This window comes from Mangrovicoccus sp. HB161399 (genome assembly GCF_013184745.1).
In the GTDB taxonomy this organism is placed as follows: Bacteria; Pseudomonadota; Alphaproteobacteria; order Rhodobacterales; family Rhodobacteraceae; genus Mangrovicoccus.
Genome location: NZ_JAATVU010000001.1, coordinates 227,749 through 244,698, shown reverse-complemented (window position 1 = coordinate 244,698; position 16,950 = coordinate 227,749). Strand labels below are relative to the sequence as shown.

15 protein-coding genes are annotated in these 16,950 nt (G+C 67.5%); 11 read left to right on the top strand and 4 right to left on the bottom strand.

Annotation, left to right across the window (positions count from 1 at the left end; translation table 11 throughout):
* Window positions 1-10 precede the first annotated feature (10 nt).
* The 3 genes from HCC78_RS01155 to HCC78_RS01145 form a co-directional block, all read right to left on the bottom strand.
* Window positions 11-610 (bottom strand): polysaccharide biosynthesis/export family protein, encoded by a 600-nt coding sequence (locus HCC78_RS01155; RefSeq protein WP_172326889.1) that lies wholly within the window; start codon window positions 608-610, stop codon window positions 11-13.
* A gap of 202 nt (window positions 611-812) precedes the next feature.
* A complete protein-coding gene (locus tag HCC78_RS01150; RefSeq protein WP_172326888.1) occupies window positions 813-3,275 on the bottom strand; it encodes a tetratricopeptide repeat protein in 2,463 nt (820 codons plus the stop codon).
* A 137-nt stretch (window positions 3,276-3,412) separates the two neighbouring features.
* The gene (locus tag HCC78_RS01145) at window positions 3,413-4,084 is read right to left on the bottom strand and encodes a sugar transferase (RefSeq protein WP_172326887.1); all 672 of its coding nucleotides are present in this window, start codon (window positions 4,082-4,084) and stop codon (window positions 3,413-3,415) included.
* Between the two features lie 483 nt (window positions 4,085-4,567).
* Here HCC78_RS01145 and HCC78_RS01140 point away from each other — a divergent pair, with 483 nt between their 5' ends.
* The 8 genes from HCC78_RS01140 (at window position 4,568) to uvrC (ending at window position 12,875) form a co-directional block, all read left to right on the top strand.
* Window positions 4,568-5,413, top strand: coding sequence for an ExeA family protein (locus tag HCC78_RS01140; RefSeq protein ID WP_172326886.1), 846 nt, complete (start codon window positions 4,568-4,570; stop codon window positions 5,411-5,413).
* A gap of 14 nt (window positions 5,414-5,427) precedes the next feature.
* Window positions 5,428-6,960 carry a Wzz/FepE/Etk N-terminal domain-containing protein gene (locus tag HCC78_RS01135; RefSeq protein WP_172326885.1) on the top strand — a complete coding sequence of 511 codons (1,533 nt, stop codon included), beginning with the start codon at window positions 5,428-5,430 and terminating at the stop codon, window positions 6,958-6,960.
* A gap of 33 nt (window positions 6,961-6,993) precedes the next feature.
* Window positions 6,994-7,830, top strand: coding sequence for a CpsD/CapB family tyrosine-protein kinase (locus tag HCC78_RS01130; protein ID WP_172326884.1), 837 nt, complete (start codon window positions 6,994-6,996; stop codon window positions 7,828-7,830).
* Between the two features lie 147 nt (window positions 7,831-7,977).
* Complete coding sequence (locus HCC78_RS01125; protein ID WP_172326883.1) at window positions 7,978-8,778, top strand: S49 family peptidase; 801 nt, start codon at window positions 7,978-7,980, stop codon at window positions 8,776-8,778.
* A 4-nt stretch (window positions 8,779-8,782) separates the two neighbouring features.
* A complete protein-coding gene (locus tag HCC78_RS01120) occupies window positions 8,783-8,974 on the top strand; it encodes a hypothetical protein (protein WP_172326685.1) in 192 nt (63 codons plus the stop codon).
* Complete coding sequence (locus tag HCC78_RS01115; RefSeq protein ID WP_172326882.1) at window positions 8,971-9,921, top strand: calcium/sodium antiporter; 951 nt, start codon at window positions 8,971-8,973, stop codon at window positions 9,919-9,921. The genes HCC78_RS01120 and HCC78_RS01115 overlap by 4 nt, the downstream gene beginning before the upstream one ends.
* Window positions 9,922-9,932: 11 nt before the next feature.
* Entirely contained in the window at window positions 9,933-10,712 is a 780-nt protein-coding gene (locus HCC78_RS01110) for an SDR family oxidoreductase (RefSeq protein ID WP_172326881.1), read from the top strand.
* A gap of 288 nt (window positions 10,713-11,000) precedes the next feature.
* A complete protein-coding gene (gene uvrC, locus HCC78_RS01105; RefSeq protein WP_172326880.1) occupies window positions 11,001-12,875 on the top strand; it encodes an excinuclease ABC subunit UvrC in 1,875 nt (624 codons plus the stop codon).
* 989 nt (window positions 12,876-13,864) lie between these two features.
* Here uvrC and HCC78_RS01100 read toward each other — a convergent pair.
* Window positions 13,865-15,574 (bottom strand): sulfotransferase, encoded by a 1,710-nt coding sequence (locus HCC78_RS01100; protein WP_172326879.1) that lies wholly within the window; start codon window positions 15,572-15,574, stop codon window positions 13,865-13,867.
* 102 nt (window positions 15,575-15,676) lie between these two features.
* Between HCC78_RS01100 and pgsA the strand changes: the two genes are divergently transcribed.
* From pgsA to HCC78_RS01085, 3 genes are read left to right on the top strand one after another with little or no spacing between them, the layout of a single operon-like run.
* The gene (pgsA, locus tag HCC78_RS01095; RefSeq protein WP_172326878.1) at window positions 15,677-16,243 is read left to right on the top strand and encodes a CDP-diacylglycerol--glycerol-3-phosphate 3-phosphatidyltransferase; all 567 of its coding nucleotides are present in this window, start codon (window positions 15,677-15,679) and stop codon (window positions 16,241-16,243) included.
* Window positions 16,240-16,488, top strand: coding sequence for a molybdopterin converting factor subunit 1 (gene moaD, locus HCC78_RS01090; protein ID WP_172326877.1), 249 nt, complete (start codon window positions 16,240-16,242; stop codon window positions 16,486-16,488). Before pgsA ends, moaD begins: the two co-directional genes overlap by 4 nt.
* Window positions 16,485-16,943, top strand: coding sequence for a molybdenum cofactor biosynthesis protein MoaE (locus HCC78_RS01085; RefSeq protein ID WP_172326876.1), 459 nt, complete (start codon window positions 16,485-16,487; stop codon window positions 16,941-16,943). Before moaD ends, HCC78_RS01085 begins: the two co-directional genes overlap by 4 nt.
* Window positions 16,944-16,950 lie beyond the last annotated feature (7 nt).

The window sequence follows — 16,950 nt, the reverse complement described above, 5'->3', positions numbered from 1 at the left end:
GACCGCTCCGTCACTCGAACAGGCGGCGCTGCGGCACGAGAATCACGTCGCCGTCGGCCATGGTGGTGGTGCCGGTGATCTGCGCGCCGCGGGAAATCGCCCGGTAGTCGAAGCGGTAGATGATTTCGCGGCCGTTGCTGTCGGTGCGGCGCAGCTGGATGCGCTTGGTCGCGGCGAAGTTGGTCAGGCCGCCGCCCATGGACAGCGCCTGCAGCAGCGTCGTGCCGGCGGGGACCTCGAGGCGGCCGGGCGAGTTGACCTCGCCGAGGAAGTAGACGGCGATCACCTTCTCGTTGCCATAGGCGCGCTTCTCGGCCGGTGCCAGCTGCGCGAGATTGACGAAGACGGTGGGGGAGGACGCGAAGTTCGGCGCCAGCGCGGTGGTCAGGTTGGCCTGGACCTGGGACAGGGTGCGGCCTTCTGCCTGGATGCTGCCTGCGAAGGGAAAGCTGATGCGGCCGTCGGGAAGCACCAGGACGCTGCGGTTCAGCGCCGGGTCCTCGAGAACCTCCACGGACAGCGTGTCTCCCGGTGCCAGCGTGTATTGCTGGGCATAGGCCATCGCCCCGGCAAAGATGAGGAAGAGTGCTGCGATAATCGGTCTGAACATGCCGTGCCTCGTCAGTGGGTGCCCTTGGGGCTTCTCGGCGGAGCTTAGACCGGGCTGCCGCCGAACCCAACCGTGTCGATCCCTGCAGACGCAGGAAACGGAGGCGGCGTATTCGCGCTGCCACAGTTTGCGGCGCCGGATCGGCATGCCGCGGAACGCGGATGTGCGCGCCCCGGACCGGCGGCCGGTCCGGGGCAGCGGATCAGTTCGGCGTTTCGGCGGCCTTGGCGGCGGCCTCGTCCCGCGCGGCCTGGATCTCGGCGACGACGTCGGGCTCGACCTTGGCGTCGCCTGCCAGCTGCAGCGCGCGGTCGAAGACCGCCACGGCATCCCCCGGGCGCCCCGCGGCGGCCAGGACCCGGGCATAGTGCTGCTGCACCATCGGGTCGCCGGACAGCGTGGCGGCGGCGTTCTGCAGGTAGGGCAGGGCCTCCTCGACATTTCCCATCCGGAAGGCGATCCAGCCATAGGTGTCCTGGAAGGCCGGCACCTGGGTGCCCTTCAGGCGCCGCGCGATGACATAGGCGCGGCTGAGATCCTCCTGGCTGTCGCGGTAGGAGGTGATCAGGCTGGCCAGGTTGTTGGCGACGATGGTCGAGTTGCTGTTGCGGTCATACAGCTTCTGGTAGATGTCGATGGCGCCCTCGACATTGCCGGATTTCTCCTCGAAGCCCGCCTTCTGCCACATAAGGTTCATCGAGTCCGGCAGGGCGGCCATGCCCTCGTCCAGTGCCGCCTCGGCCGCGGCGGCATCGCCGGAATTGGCCAGGGTCGAGACATAGGCGCGCCAGACCAGCTCCTGCCGCGGGTTCTCGTCGATCAGGCCGCGGTAGACGGCGGCCGCCTCGCCGAAATTGCCCTCGACCCCGAGCAGCGCGGCATTGAGGAAGCGGAGGCCGGGCGAATCCGGCGTCTTGGACAGAACTTCGTCCATGAAGCTGCGCGCCGCGGCGACGTCGCCCTTGGACAGGTGGGCGCGGATGATCGCCGCCTGCGCCATCAGCGCGGTGGAGTCGTTCTCCATCATCCCGCGCAGCAGTTCCATGCTTTCGTCGGTGCGCTGCATGCGGCTCAGCAGCTGCGCCTCCATCTGGTTGGACAGGGCCTGCGCCTGCGGGTCGTCCGACGCGCCGAGCGACTTGATGATCTGCTCCGCGCGCGACCAGTCGGCCATGCCCATGTAGACTTGGGCGAGCATCTGCAGCAGGCCCAGATCGGCAGGGGCGCGCCGCACGGCATTGGTCAGCACGTCGCGGGCGGTCTGGAATTTCTCCTCGGAGATCAGCAGCTGGGCGAAGCGGCGGCTCTCGGAACTGGCATAGCCGGACTTCTCGACAGCGATCTGCAGGTTCTCGCGCATCAGGTCGCGGTTGCCCTCGCGCTCGTGGGCGCGCGCCATCAGCGTGTTCAGCGCGGCGTCGCGGGGCGCCTGGTCCATTGCGGTGCGCAGCGACAGGATGGCGTCGCCGACCCGGTCCTGGTCGATCAGCCGCTCGGCCTGCAGCTTCAGCGCCTCGACCTGGCGGGGATCGGCCTCCAGCACGGCCGTGACGATTTCCGCCGCCTCGTCGCTCTTGCCGGTCGCCTGCAGCATCCGCGCTAGCGCGATTTGCGAGCTGCGGGTCTCGTCGTCGGCGTTCTCCGTGTCGGCCGTGGCGAGCAGGCTGCGCATCTCCTCGATGGCTTCGTCACGCCGGCCGTTGTCGAACATGGTGCTGGCCCGCAGGGTGCGGAACATCATGTCGTCGAGCCCCTCGGCGACATAGGCGTCGATCTGGGCGAGCGCGGCCTCGGTGCCCTCGACCTGGAGCAGGTACTGGACGTATTCGATGCGCGGCACGATGTCGTCGCCCTTGCGCTCCACGTCGGCCTTCATGAAGGCGTCGGCAGAGGCCTTGTCGTCATTGCCCAGGTACCAGCGGACAAGCCCCAGCTTGAAGGTCTTGTCGTCGGGGAACATCTCGCTGCCCTGCTTGAGCACGGCGCCGATGCCCTCTGAATCGTTCAGCTGGCCCAGAAGCTGCAGCTTGAACGTGTAGTAGCGCATCTCCTTGGGATAGAGTGCGATGGCGGCATCGAGCTGCTCGAGCGCGCCGTAGGGATCGTTGAGCGCGAGCGAGGCGTCGATCAGGGTGTTGCGGGCGTTGACCAGGGACCCGTCCGTCTCCAGCAGCGCCTTGGCCCGGTCGCGGATTCCCTCGATCGTCGAGGTGTCGTTGTCGCGGCGGGCGTCGCGCAGGTCGCGCACCAGCAGCAGCGCATTCACCCTGGGGTTCTCGGGCTCGAGCGTGGCGGCGGGGTCGAGGTTGCTGTCCAGCCGGTCGAAATCGCCCAGCAGGGCCGACATCTCGGCCGCCTTGATGCGCGCCTCGAAGACCTTCGGGTGCTGCTGCGCGGCCAGCAGGTACTGCCCGTAGGCCTCCTGGATGTCGCCCATCTCCCTGCGCAGGTCGGCATAGGCCATGCGCGCCTCGAGATGCTCGGGCATGAGGTCGAAAATGCCGCGCAGCTCCACCTCGGCGCGCTGCAGATCTCCGGCTTCGATCAGGGCCTCGGCGTTCTCGTACTTCCGCTGGGCCTTCTGCTCGGCATCTTCGCAGGCTGCGAGAGAAAGGATCAGGGCAGAAGACAGCAATGCCGTCCCGATCTTGCTGGTCAGTGACATACGGGCCTCGAATTCATTCCAATGCGGTGGTGCTAGAGCAGCCCTGACGGCCGTTCAACGCGAAACCGGACTATACAGCAAAAAATGGCCGCGCACGACGCGCAGCCAAGACATGATCAACACGATGTTACGTGGGTTCAGGCTCCGGTGCCCCGGCAGATCGCACGGAAGGTCTTCAGGATGACCATCAGATCGGTGGCGAAGGAAATCTTGCGGTAGTAATCGGCGTCGTAGCGGGCGCGCTCCGCGAAGCTGGTCGCGTGGCGGTCGCCGATCTGCCAGAAGCCGGTGACGCCGGGCATGAGCAGGTAATACGCCTTGCCGGGATACATTTCGCGCTGCGAGGGCAGCATCGGGCGCGGGCCGACGACGCTCATGTCGCCCAGGAGCACGTTGAGGAACTGCGGAAGCTCGTCGATCGAGGTCTTGCGGATGATCCGGCCGACCAGGGTGATGCGCGGATCGCGGGTGAGCTTCTGCATCTCGTCCCATTCGCGGCGGGCTTCGGGGTTCGCGGACAGGTGCTCGAGCAGGCGGCTCTCGGCGTCCACGACCATGGAGCGGAGCTTGAACATCCGGAAAACGCGGCCGTCCTTGCCCACGCGGGACTGCGTGAAGAACGGATTGTGGCCGTCAAGACCGACAAGGATGGCAAAGACAAGAATGACGGGAAGGATTACAGGAAGGATACATACTACGAACGCTATGTCGCATACTCGCTTAAACGTGGTGCGGTATGCGGATACATGCGGTTCGAAATCTACGACCTCGCGCGCTTCGCGCGCGGCGGTCTGAATATGTATAGTCACGCCAGGTCACCTCCGGGAGCGTACAAAAACGTATTGAAACTCAGAGATTGATTGCGTCAGACCAATGCCCTGCTCACTTCGCTAGTTCTAGCAGACTTTCACTTTCGATCAATCAAGCTGCTAATTTTATTGAAAAGAAAGTTAAACCTCTAAATCTTTGTCGGCATTGAACAAAACCGAATTTGAAGTTTGCACGCTTGCGTGAGCGTCTTCGGCAGTTCTTCGTTCCGCCCGGAAATTCATGCGAAAGCAAGCAAGTTTCCGTAACGTTGCAGCCGTTTGGGGCTCCGCGGGGCCCCGCAGGCGGGGGGCGAGTCGCTGGCTTGCGACCTTTTGCTGCGACAAGGGAAAATCAAAGAGACCTGGCCCGGCAATTGTGCCACCGCTGCCCTCGGCCGGGTGGCCGCCGCCATGACGGAATCTTGACGAAGATTCCGGGAATGCCGGGGACATCGGCAGCGTGGGCGTGTAAGCTGGGATACCATGAACAAGACGGCACCAACAGAAATTTACAATTCCCATTTCGGATTTGCCGAACGGCCCTTCACGCTGCTGCCCGACCCCGAATTTCTCTACTGGTCGCGCGAGCACCGGCTTGCCTTCACCATGCTGGAATACGGCATGATGACCCGCACGCCGATCACCGTGATCACCGGCGAAGTCGGAGCAGGGAAGACCACGCTGCTGCAGTACCTGCTGCGCTCGATCACGGAAGACGTGGATATCGGGCTGATCTCGAACGCCCAGGGCGGACGGGGCGAGCTGCTGCAATGGGTGCTGCATGCCTTCTCGGTCGCCTTCGATCCGAACTGCAGCTACGTGCAGCTGTTCCAGCTGCTGCAGGACCACATGCTCGACGTCTATGCCAACGGGCGCCGCATGGTCCTGATCATCGACGAGGCGCAGAACCTGACCCCCGAGACCATCGAGGAGCTCAGGATGCTGACCAACATCAACAGCAACAAGGACGAGCTGCTGCAGCTCATCCTGGTCGGGCAGCCGGAATTCCGCGACATGATCCGCCGGCCCGAGCTGCGCCAGTTCCTGCAGCGCGTGGGCGCCAGCTTCCATCTCGGGTCGATGGCCCAGGAAACCGTGGGCGAGTACGTGGCCCACCGGCTGAGATTCGCCGGCGGCACCGGCGCCGAGATCGATCCGGCCGCCATCCCGCTGATCCACGAGGTCACCGGCGGCGTGCCGCGGCTCGTAAACCAGATATGCGATCTGGCTCTTGTATATGCCTTTGCAGCCGAACAGCCTGCTGCCACCGAGGAAACGGTCCGCTCCGTCCTGAGCGACGGCGTCTATCTCGGCGGCTACGCGTCCTAAAGGAAACCTTCGCGATGAGAATCGATTTCTCCTACTACATTTCCGTGTTCTGGCGGCGGTTCCACTATTTCTTCGTGATTGCCTCCTGCTTCACGGTCGTGGGCTTTGCCGTCGCGATCATGATGCCGCCGGAATATACCTCTTCGGCGCGCCTGCTCGTCGAGTCGCCGCAGATTTCGGACCGGCTGGCCTCGTCCACCGTCGACGTGGTCGCCAACGAGCAGCTGCAGGTGATCGAGCAGCGCGTGATGGCGCGCTCCAACCTGATCGACATCGCGACGAATTTCGAGGTCTTCCCCGAGCAGGCGTCGATGAACGCCAACGAGATCGTCAAGGAGATGCGGGACCGGACCGAGTTCACGATCTATGGCGGGCGCAACCAGGCGACCTTCGTGGACGTGTCCTTCCGCGGCTCCAATCCCGAGGTGGTCGCGCGCGTCGCCAACGAGCTGGTCACCCAGATCCTCGACGTGAACGTGCGCCTGCGGACGGTCGCGGCCGGGGACACGATGGACTTCTTCAAGGAGGAGGTCTCCCGGCTGAGCGTCGAGCTCGACCAGCAGAGCGCGCGGATCCTCGAGTTCAAGAGCAAGAACGCCGACGCGCTGCCCGAGAACCGCGACTACCTCACCGAGCGGCTGGGTTCGCTGCTCGACACGGTGCGCACGCTGGAATCCCAGGCCGAGGGCCTGCGCGAGCAGCGCAAGAACGCGCAGGAGCTCTTCGAGGCGAACGGCGCCTCGTCGACTGCCGTGCTCACGCCCGACGAGGCCGCGCTCGAAGAGGCGCGGCGCCAGCTCGACAGCGCGCTGGCGGTCTTCGCCCCGGACAACCCCCGGCTCAAGATGCTCGAGTCGCGGGTCGCCCAGCTGGAGGCCAGGATCGGCAACGGCGGGGACGACCCGGGAGAGCCGGGCCAGGCCGTGCTCGACGCGCAGCTCGCCCAGATCGACGAGCGGCTTTCGGCGACCCAGAGGAACATCGACGATGCCAAGGCCGAGCTTGCCAAGCTGCAGGACAACCTTGCCAAGCTGCCGGCCGCCACGGTCACGCTGGACGGCCTCCAGCGCGACTACGACAACACCCAGTCGCAGTACCGCGACGCGGTCGCGCGGCTGGCGCAGGCCGAGACCGGCGAGCGGATCGAGCTGGGCGGCAAGTCGCAGCGCATCTCGGTGGTCGAGCAGGCCACCAAGCCCGAGAAGCCCTCGAAGCCGAACCGCCCGCTGATTGCCGCGGCGGGGCTGGGGCTGGGGGTCTCGGCGGGCATCGGCTTCATCGCCCTGCTGGAGCTCCTGAACCGGTCCATCCGCCGTCCGGTGGAGATCAGCGACAAGCTGGGCATCGCGACCTTCGCGGTGATACCGCTGATCCGCACCGAGCAGGAAACGCGCTGGCGCCGCATGGTGATGCTGACCACCATCGTGCTGCTCTTCGTGGCGATCCCGCTCGCGGTCTGGGCCGTCCATGTCTTTGTCATGCCGCTCGACGTGTTCGCCGAGAGGATCGCCAACAAGGTCGGCATGAGCGTTACGCTGAGCAACTGATCCGCCGCGGCCGGAGTCGAAGAGGACAGACCGATGGAAAGACTTCAGAACGCCCTGAACCGCGCCCGGGAAAAGCGCGGGGACGCCCAGAGCGGCATTTCCCGGCAGAAGCCGCCGCGCAGCGGCGGCAGCAGCGGCGACGGCGAGATCGCGGTGCGGTGGGCCGCGCTCAAGCCGTTCAGCCCCAATCCGCGGGTCCTGCAGCAGACGCGGGTGGTCTCCTACTTCGCCAAGCAGCAGGCGACGCCCTTCGACGTGATGCGCACCAAGGTCGTGCAGCAGTGCAAGGCCAAGGGCTGGAAGCGGCTGGTGGTGACCTCGGCCACGCCGAAATGCGGCAAGACCACCATCACCGCCAACCTGTCCTTCTCGCTGGCGCGGCAGTCCGACCTGCGGATCATGGTGATCGAGCTCGACCTGCGCCGCCCGAGCCTGGCCAAGGTGCTGGGCCTGAAGGAGCCGCACTACTTCGCCAAGGTGCTGGCCGGGCAGGAGCGCCCCGAGGACCATCTGGTCTGCCACAACGGCAACCTCGCCTTCGGCACCAATCTCGCGGCGGAGGCGAACTCCTCCGAACTGCTGCAGAGCGCCCGGACCCGCGAGGTGCTGCAGGAGCTGGAAGACTACTACAAGCCCGACCTGACGATCTTCGACACCGCGCCGCTGCTGGCTAGCGACGACACGATCGGGTTCCTCGAATATGTCGATGCGGCGCTGCTGATTGCGGCGGCCGAGCAGACCACGATCGAAGAGCTCGACGTTGCGGAAAGCGAGGTCAGCGAGATGACCGAGGTGATGGGCGTTGTGCTGAACAAGTGCCGCTACACCTCCAGCGGCTACGGCTACGAATACGGCTACGGCGAGTACTGAGCGGCCGCATCGGGTGGACGGGCAGGGCCCGGGGCGCAGGCCGCGCTCCGGGCCTTTCGCATTGCCGTGCCGGTCGCCTCGCCGCAGGCGCGGCTTTCCGCCGCGCCGCTTCTTGCTGGGGCGGGGTCCAGCCTCTATGTGCAGGCCATGAAACCGTCTCTCGCCTTCCTGCGCCGCGCCCCGCGCGTAAATGTGATCCACCTCCAGGGGGTGATCTCCGCCCAGTCGCGCGGCAGCGCGCTGAACGACCGCTCCGTCGCGCCGCTGATCGAGAAGGCCTTCTCGAAGGGCAAGCCCGCCGCCGTCGCGCTGGTGCTGAACTCGCCGGGCGGCAGCCCGGTGCAGTCCTCGCTGATCGGCGCGCGCATCCGCCGCCTCGCCGAGGAGAAGAAGGTTCCCGTCCATGCCTTCGTCGAGGACGTGGCGGCCTCGGGCGGCTACTGGCTGGCCTCGGCAGCGGACCACATCTGGGTCGACGACTGCTCGGTGGTGGGGTCGATCGGCGTGATCTCGGCCTCCTTCGGCGCGCACGAGCTGATCGCGCGCCACGGGATCGAGCGGCGCGTCCACACCGCGGGGCGCTCGAAGAGCATGCTGGACCCGTTCCGCCCGGAGAAGGAAGACGACGTGGAGCGGCTCGGCGCCATCCTCTCGCAGGTCCACGACGCCTTCATCGCCCATGTGAAGAACCGGCGCGGGGCGAAGCTGCCCGAGGACGCCGACCTGTTCACCGGCGAGGTCTGGGTCGGCCGGAAGGCGGTGGAGCAGGGGCTCGCCGACGGCATCGCCCACCTCAAGCCGAAGATGCAGGAACTCTACGGCGAGAAGGCGAAATTCCAGGTCTTCGCCAAGCGGCGCGGGCTGATCCCCTTCATGGGCGCCCGGATCGCGGGCGACCTGGGGCTGGCGCTGGAAGAACGGGCGCTTTTCGCGCGCTACGGGCTCTGAGCCCGTGATCAAGATCGTCACCTTCTTCCTCATCGGCATTGCCATCCTGGCCATGTTCGGACGCCTGCGCCTGCCCAAGCTGCCGCGGCCGCCGAAAGGCAACTCGAAACTGAAGGCACCCCGGCGGTGCCCGCGCTGCGGCGGCTTCATCGTCGGCAGCGGACCGTGCAATTGCGAGGAACGTGACAAGTCATGATTGATTGGGTGTATACCGGGCTGGGACTGCTGATCCTGGTCCTAGCCGGCGATGCGCTGGTGAAGGGGGCCGTGAACCTGGCGCTGCGGCTCGGCATCCCGGCGCTGATCGTCGGCCTGACGATCGTGGCCTTCGGCACTTCCGCCCCGGAGCTTCTGATCAGCATCAAGGCCGTGCTCGATGGGGTGCCCGGCATCGCGCTCGGCAACGTCGTCGGATCGAACACCGCCAACGTCCTGCTCGTGCTCGGCATCCCGGCGCTGATCGCGCCGATGATGACGGCGGAATGCGACACCCGGAAATCCTATTACGGCATGTTGGCGGGCAGCGTGCTGTTCATCGCCCTGTGCTACTTTGGCCCGATCACCTGGCTGCACGGGGCCGTCCTGCTTGCCATGCTGGCGGCCGTGCTGTGGGACCAGGCGCGCGACGCCCGCGCCCACCGCAGGGCGCTGACCGAGGAAGAGGAGCTGGAAGAGGTCGAGGGGGCCGATCCCTCGATGCCGGGCTGGAAGATCGCCGTCTGGCTGGTGCTGGGCCTCGTCGGCCTGCCGCTGGGCGCGAACCTGCTGATCGAGGGCGCGGTGAACATCGCCCGCGACTTCGGCATCTCGGAAACCGCCATCGGCCTGACGCTGGTCGCGGTGGGCACGTCGCTGCCCGAGCTGGCCACCACCGTCATGGCCGCGCTGCGCCGCCATGCCGAGGTCGCGCTCGGCAACGTCATCGGCTCGAACACCTTCAACCTGCTCGGCATCATGGGGGTCACCAGCCTGGTGCGCCCGGTGCCGGTCGACCCGCAGTTCCTGCACATGGATCTGTGGGTCATGCTGGGCGCCTCGCTGATCATGGTTCCCTTCGTGATCCTGAAGCGCAATATCGGACGGGTGGCAGGCGGCGTGCTTGTCCTGCTCTATGTCGGCTATCTGGCTGCCGTGCTGGGCTGAGGAGGTAGGAGATGGGCGTTGCGCTTGTGACCGGAGCGGGAAAGCGGCTTGGACGGAGCATGGCGCTCTGCCTTGCGCGCGAAGGCCATGACATCGCCGCCCATTATGCCAGTTCCGCCGCCGAGGCCGAGAGCCTCTGCGAGGAGGTGCGGGCGATGGGCCGCGAGGCGCAGGCCTTCCGCGCCGACCTGACCCGCGAGGACGAGACCCAGGCGCTGGTGCCCGCCGTGGCGGAGGCCTTCGGCCGGCCGCTGGCGGTGCTGGTGAACAATGCCTCGATATTCGAATACGACAACATCCGCAGCGCCACCCGGTCCAGCTGGGACCGGCACATGGAAAGCAACCTGCGCGCGCCCTTCGTGCTGATCCAGGCCTTCGCCGCGCAGGTGTCCGACCCTGTCGAGGATGCGCGCGGCGAGCCGGTGGCGCAGGGCTGCGTGGTCAACATGATCGACCAGAGGGTGCGCAAGCTCACCCCGGAATTCATGACCTACACCCTGGCCAAGATGGGGCTCTGGGCGCTCACCAGGACGGCCGCGCAGGGGCTGGCCCCGCGGGTCCGCGTCAACGCGATCGGGCCCGGCCCGACGTTGCAGGGCGGGCGCCAGAGCGACGCGCATTTCGCCGGCCAGCGGGCCGCCACGGTGCTGGGCCGCGGCTCCAATCCCGAGGATATCGACCGGGCGCTGCTCTACCTCGTCACGGCGCCGGGCGTGACCGGCCAGCTGATCTGCACCGATGGCGGCCAGCACCTGGCCTGGCAGACCCCGGACGTGCTCGGCGTCGAGTGACCTTGCACGGACCAGTTGTGCACGGGCGGCAGGCCCGGTCACAAATGCTTCAAAGAATTGTTAGAATTCTCAAAATCTTAGAAGGGTCCGGAAAATCTTTCCTTGATTTTCAATGCGTTAAAAATCAGCTTAAGAATTGAGCAATACAAGGAAGAACCCGTGAAACAAGGAAAAATCCGACCTGCCCAGAAGTTGTCGACAGGGTTATCCACAGGTTCCGTGGGTATGTTATCCCTTGAGGTCGGGTCTGAAACGCGGCAGGGGTCACGGGAATCATGAAGCTGTGACATGACTGCCGATCCCGACGCCCCCTCCGAGACCCCGCTGACCGGCCACGCCCGGATCGCCGACTACCTGCGCAACCTGGAAAGCGCGCCGGGGGTCTACCGCATGCTCGATGCCCAGCAGCGCGTGCTCTATGTCGGCAAGGCGCGGAACCTGAAGGCGCGGGTTTCCAGCTATGCCCGGCCGCACGGGCACAGCCCGCGGATCGCGCGGATGATCTCGGAAACCGCGTCGATGATGTTCCTCACGACGCGCACCGAGACCGAGGCGCTGCTGCTCGAACAGAACCTGATCAAGCAGCTCAAGCCGCGCTACAACGTGCTCCTGCGCGACGACAAGAGCTTTCCGAACATCCACGTCACCGGGCACGACTTCCCGCAGATCGCCAAGCACCGCGGCAAGAAATCGGCGCCCGGCCGCTATTACGGCCCCTTCGCCTCGGCGGGTGCGGTGAACCGCACGCTGAACCAGCTGCAGAAGGTGTTCCTGCTGCGCAACTGCACCGACAGCCAGTTCGAGGGCCGCACGCGCCCCTGCCTGCTCTACCAGATCAAGCGCTGCTCGGCGCCCTGCGTCGGCTACATCTCCGCGCCCGAGTACCGTGCGCTGGTGAAGGATGCCGAGGAGTTCCTCTCGGGCAAGTCCACCAAGGTGCAGGCGCAGCTGGCCGAGGAGATGCAGAAGGCCTCCGAGGCGATGGAATTCGAGCGTGCCGCCGCGCTGCGCGACCGGATACGGGCCATGACCCAGGTGCAGACCGCCCAGGGCATCAACCCGCGCGGCGTGGCCGAGGCGGACATCGTCGCGCTGCATTCCGAAAGCGGCCAGGCCTGCGTGCAGGTCTTCTTCATCCGGGCCAACCAGAACTGGGGCAACCGCGACTACTATCCGCGCGTGGGCGAGGGGGTTTCGGACACCGAGATCATGGAGGCCTTCCTCGGCCAGTTCTACTCCGACCGCGAGCCGCCGCGGCTGCTGCTCCTGTCCCACGGGATCGAGGACGAGGACCTGATGCTGGAGGCTCTGGCGCAGAAGGCCGGCCGCAAGGTCGAGATCGCGGTGCCGCAGCGGGGCGAGAAGGCAGAACTGGTGGCGGGCGCCGCGCGGAACGCCCGCGAAAGCCTGGCGCGGCGCATGTCCGAGACCGCGACCCAGGGCAAGCTGCTGCGCGGCGTGGCCGAGGCCTTCGGTCTCGACGGCCCGCCCGCGCGGATCGAGGTCTACGACAACTCGCATATCCAGGGCACCAACGCGGTCGGCGGCATGATCGTCGCGGGCTCCGAGGGTTTCCTGAAAAACCAGTACCGCAAGTTCAACATCCGCGGCGACGATCTGGTCCCGGGCGACGATTTCGGCATGATGAAGGAAGTGCTGACGCGGCGCTTCAAGCGCCTGCTGAAGGAGGACCCGGACCGGGAGCTGGGGCTCTGGCCGGACCTGCTGCTGATCGACGGCGGCGCCGGGCAGGTCAGCGCGGTGCACGAGATCATGCAGGAATTCGGCGTCGAGGACGTGCCGATGGTCGGCGTGGCCAAGGGCATCGACCGCGACGCAGGCAAGGAGGAATTCCACCGTGTCGGCCAGCGGCCGATGGCCCTGCGCCACAACGATCCGGTGCTCTATTTCATCCAGCGCCTGCGCGACGAGGCGCACCGCTTCGCCATCGGCACCCACCGGGCGAAGCGCGCCAAGGCGGTGGGGGCGACCCCGCTCGACGACGTGCCCGGCGTCGGCGCGTCGCGCAAGCGCGCCCTGCTGGCGCATTTCGGCTCCGCCAAGGCCGTCAGCCGCGCCAACCTGGCCGACCTGCGTGCGGTGGAGGGCATCTCCGACAGCATGGCTCAGAAGATCTACGACTTCTTCCACCCCGGCAGCTGAACTGCCAGCCCGGCCCGGTCTTGGCCGCGATGGATCGCGCGGCCTCGTCGATGGCCCGGCCGGGCGTCCGCCATGGTAGCCGCGCGGGGCGCGGCGCCCGGAGGCGCCTTGCCTTTGCGCGGAATGTGCGGATTTCGCGCAAAGGCATCGGCCTCGCCGCCCCAACGTCCTTGCGTCGCTCCGTCATTTGCGCCGGACGGATGCCAAGCATGCTGACTGGTCCTTCTGCAGCCGCTTCCCCGCCGCCATCGCGGGGAATCCCCTCGGCAAGCCCGTCCGTTTCGCCATGTCGGTCGAGCAAGCCTCGGGTTTTGCTGCGCAGCGGTGCCGAGGGACCGGGCGAGTGGCCGGTGGTTCCGGACACAGCCTGCGCGGAAACAGATGGGGTCCAGCCTTCGCCAGCGGCGACAGCGTTGCGGGGCCCCAGTGTCCGTTGATGACCGGCGGCCAAAGCGGCAGCCTCCAGCGTTCGCGAGGCCGTCCAGCTGCGCAGGTGTGTCGGCGTGCCGTCCCGAAGGCGGCAGAACGGTGCATCGCTGGGGACGGCCCGTTCCCCGGTTCTGGCTTGTCCCGCCTGCTAACGGTCTAGGTCACTCTGGGAAAGTTCGGCTCCAAGGCCAGGCCATGGATCCCGCGATCGAGGCTGTTCCGGCATTGCCGGGGACCGGTTTGCAGGTGGCACGCTCCCTCCACTTTCCACCGGGACGGCCCCAAGTCCCGCGATCAGGGCCGTTGGGCAGCCATCGCCAGGCTTGTCTCCCGCGCTCCGGCTCGTCCGGAAGCGATTGCGCGCCGGACTGCAGTGCGGAGGCGCCAGCGTCCGGCGGTCTTCGAATGCCCGGCGCCGCGCCACAGGGCCGGGATTGCAAGCGCGTTCCGGGAGAGGGGCTGCAGGCTCCCATGCAGGCCTGCGGATGTCAGACGCAGGCAGCCGGACCGAGCCGATCATCGGCTGCGGCCGCCTGCAGGGCGCCTCCGCCCCTGCGAGGTCACTCCCGGGACAGGCCGTCGAGCAGCGGGCCCAGCCAGGGTTCGTAGGCGCGCCAGCTTTCCGAGCTGCCCTGGTAGAGCGGCCGGCGCACCTGCGCGGCCGACGCGGTCGTGACGGTGCGGCCGGTTTCGTGGAAGCGCATGCAGCCCTCGTTCCAGGGCAGGCCGAGATGCGCGAGCAGCCGCTCCGTCTCGCCGCGCTGGTCGGCGCAGAGGGTTTCGTAGCGGAGATGGAAGATGCGGCCGGGATAGAGCTGGTCCCATTCCGAGATCAGCCCGCGATAGAGCCGGTGATAGCCCGCCAGATCGCGCAGGTCATGGCCGAAGCCCGTGCCTTTTCCGCCCTGCGGAAAGAGATTGCGGAAATTCGACCAGCAGGTCGCCACCGGGTCGCGGTGCAGGTGGATCACCTTCGCCTCGGGGAAGGCCGCAAGGATCCAGGGGATGTAGAGGAAGTTGCTGGGCATCTTGTCGGTGACGAAGGCAGTGTCGGGCGTCGAGGCGGCCAGCGCATCGAGATAGGCGGCGCGGATGCGCAGGAGCCGCGCGGCATCCGGCGGCCCGGCGGGCGGGCCTTCCATGTGGACCGCGGCGGCCAGCGCGTCGCGCTCGCCCGCGCCATGGACCTGCGGATGGCTGGCGAGGATCTGCTCGGCCAGCGTCGTGCCGGAGCGCGGCAGGCCGGTGACGAAGACCGGGCGGCGGCCGGGCAGGGGCGGCGGGCCGATCCGGGGGAATCCCGCCCGGGCCAGCGCTGCCATCGCGGCGAACTCCGCTGCGTCCTGGGACAGGTCGTAGCCCATTTCGGCCTTGCGCGCAGCATTGCCGCGGGACCAGAGCGCGAAGGCTTCGGCGCGCCTGCCCTGGTCATGCCGCTGCTTGCCGAGCGCGAAGGCGAGCAGCGCCTCGTCCTGGAGGCTGAGTCCGGGCGCGGCCAGCGCCGCCTCGATCCGCGCCAGGACAGGATCTTCAGGGGGCAGACGCTGCTCGATGCAGGCGAGATAGAGGAAGCGCGGCCGGTCCGGGTCGAACTGCAGCGCACAGGCGATGTCCTCGGCGGCGCGCTCCTTCTCGCCCGCGGCGAAGAGCAGGCCCGACCGGTCGGCCAGCACCGCGGCATTCTCCGGCTCCGCCGCCAGCACGCGGTCGAGGCAGCCGAGCGCCTCCGCGCCCTCGCCGAGCAGCGTCAGCGCGTTGCCCCTGAGCGTCAGCGCCAGAAGGTTGCCGGGATCACGCTCCAGCACCGACGCGGCCAGCGCGGCAACCTCGGCGGGGCGCCCCAGATCCATCAGCATGCGCGCCAGGTTCATCGCCGTGTCGGGATTCTCCGGCGACAGCCGGTGCGCGGTCATCAGATGCGCGCAGGCCGCGTCGGGCTCCCCCGCCGCAACCAGCGCCTCGGCCATCAGCGTGTGCAGCACCGGCAGCTGCGGCGCCCGCGCCAGCATCGACTGCGCGGCGCCGAGCGCCTCGGCCTGCCGCCCGGCGCGGAGCATCTGCCGCACGGCGCCGATACCGGCGGAGACCTGGCCGCGCAAGTCGGGTGCGATCCGGGTCACGGCGTCGAGTCCCGCCCTTGCCTTGCGGTTGCCGGGATAGCGCGCCAGCAGGTCGAGATAGAGCGCTGCCGCCTTGCCCGCATCTCCGCCCCTGGCCAGGCCCCTGGCCCTGCGGAGCACGCTGTCCACCGTTTCTGCCGCTGCTGCCATGCGCCGATCCTCCTCTCCCGTCCGGTGCTAGGCGCAAAGGTCTAAGGCATGGTGAACCGATGTGCCCTTTCCCTGTCCCGCGCCGCGCGCTAGGAGAGAGCCATGAGATGGACCCTGCCCAATATCCTGACCGTGCTCCGGCTGATCGCGGCCCCCGGCGCGGCGCTGGCCTTCGCCTTCCTGCCGCGTCCGCTGGCGGACTGGATCGCCTTCGGGCTGTTCGTCGGCGCCTCGCTGACGGATTTCCTCGACGGCTGGATCGCGCGCGCCTGGGGGCTGCAGAGCCGCTTCGGCGCGATGCTCGATCCGATCGCCGACAAGGCGATGGTGGTGATCGCGCTGGCGGTGATCTTCGGCACCTCCGGCATGGACCCCTGGCTGATCGTGCCCGCCACGACGATCTTCCTGCGCGAGGTCTTCGTTTCGGGCCTGCGCGAATTCCTCGGCAAGGACGCGTCCAAGCTGGCGGTGACCAAGCTCGCCAAGTGGAAGACGACGGTGCAGATGGTCGCCATCGCGATCCTGCTGGCGGCGGGCGCGCTGCATGGCGGGCTGGTCGAATTCCTCGGCACCGGGCTTCTGTGGATTGCGGGCCTGCTGACGCTGGTGACCGGCTGGGACTACCTGTGGAAGGCGCTGCCCTATCTGCGGGAGGAGCCGCTGCCATGATCGACTGCCTCTATTTCGCCTGGGTGCGCGAGCGCATCGGCTTGCCGCGCGAGCAGGTGGAGACCTCTGCCGCGACGGTGCTGGATCTGGTCGAGGAGCTCCGCGCGCGCGAGCCGCGCTATGCCGCCGCCTTCGAGGACCTCTCCGCGCTGCGGGTTGCCATCGACCAGGAGCTGACCGATTTCGGCGCCAGCCTCGCGGGAGCGCGCGAGGTCGCCTTCTTCCCGCCGATGACGGGCGGATGAGCGTCCGCGTCCAGAGCCAGCGCTTCGATGCCGGAGCCGAGCTGAACGCGTTTTCCGCAGGGCTGGAAAACGCCGGGGCGGTGGTCAGCTTCACCGGGGTGGTGCGCGACCGCGACGCGGGCGGCATGGTCGCGATGGAAATCGAGCACTATCCGGGCATGACCGAACGCGCGATCGCGGCTATCGTCGACGAGGCCAGGACCCGCTGGGATCTGGCGGCAGCGCTGGTGATCCACCGTCACGGGCGGCTGGAAATCGGTGCGCCGATCATGATGGTCGCCACCGCCTCGCGCCACCGCGTGGCCGCCTTCGAGGCGGCGGAGTTCCTGATGGACTACCTCAAGTCCCGCGCGCCCTTCTGGAAGAAGGAAATCGGCCCGCAGGATGCTGCATGGGTCGAGGCGAGGGACGAGGACGAGGCTGCGCTCGGCCGCTGGTCGCCGGGCCAGGACTAGCGCGTCC

Coding starts and splice junctions, on each gene's coding strand:
- HCC78_RS01140 (WP_172326886.1), top strand. CDS start 4,568: ATGAACAAGACGGCACCAACAGAAATTTACAATTCCCATTTCGGATTT.
- HCC78_RS01085 (WP_172326876.1), top strand. CDS start 16,485: ATGAGCGTCCGCGTCCAGAGCCAGCGCTTCGATGCCGGAGCCGAGCTG.
- HCC78_RS01135 (WP_172326885.1), top strand. CDS start 5,428: ATGAGAATCGATTTCTCCTACTACATTTCCGTGTTCTGGCGGCGGTTC.
- HCC78_RS01110 (WP_172326881.1), top strand. CDS start 9,933: ATGGGCGTTGCGCTTGTGACCGGAGCGGGAAAGCGGCTTGGACGGAGC.
- HCC78_RS01150 (WP_172326888.1), bottom strand. CDS start 3,275: ATGTCACTGACCAGCAAGATCGGGACGGCATTGCTGTCTTCTGCCCTG.
- HCC78_RS01125 (WP_172326883.1), top strand. CDS start 7,978: ATGAAACCGTCTCTCGCCTTCCTGCGCCGCGCCCCGCGCGTAAATGTG.
- HCC78_RS01130 (WP_172326884.1), top strand. CDS start 6,994: ATGGAAAGACTTCAGAACGCCCTGAACCGCGCCCGGGAAAAGCGCGGG.
- HCC78_RS01115 (WP_172326882.1), top strand. CDS start 8,971: ATGATTGATTGGGTGTATACCGGGCTGGGACTGCTGATCCTGGTCCTA.
- HCC78_RS01155 (WP_172326889.1), bottom strand. CDS start 610: ATGTTCAGACCGATTATCGCAGCACTCTTCCTCATCTTTGCCGGGGCG.
- moaD (WP_172326877.1), top strand. CDS start 16,240: ATGATCGACTGCCTCTATTTCGCCTGGGTGCGCGAGCGCATCGGCTTG.
- HCC78_RS01100 (WP_172326879.1), bottom strand. CDS start 15,574: ATGGCAGCAGCGGCAGAAACGGTGGACAGCGTGCTCCGCAGGGCCAGG.
- uvrC (WP_172326880.1), top strand. CDS start 11,001: ATGACTGCCGATCCCGACGCCCCCTCCGAGACCCCGCTGACCGGCCAC.
- pgsA (WP_172326878.1), top strand. CDS start 15,677: ATGAGATGGACCCTGCCCAATATCCTGACCGTGCTCCGGCTGATCGCG.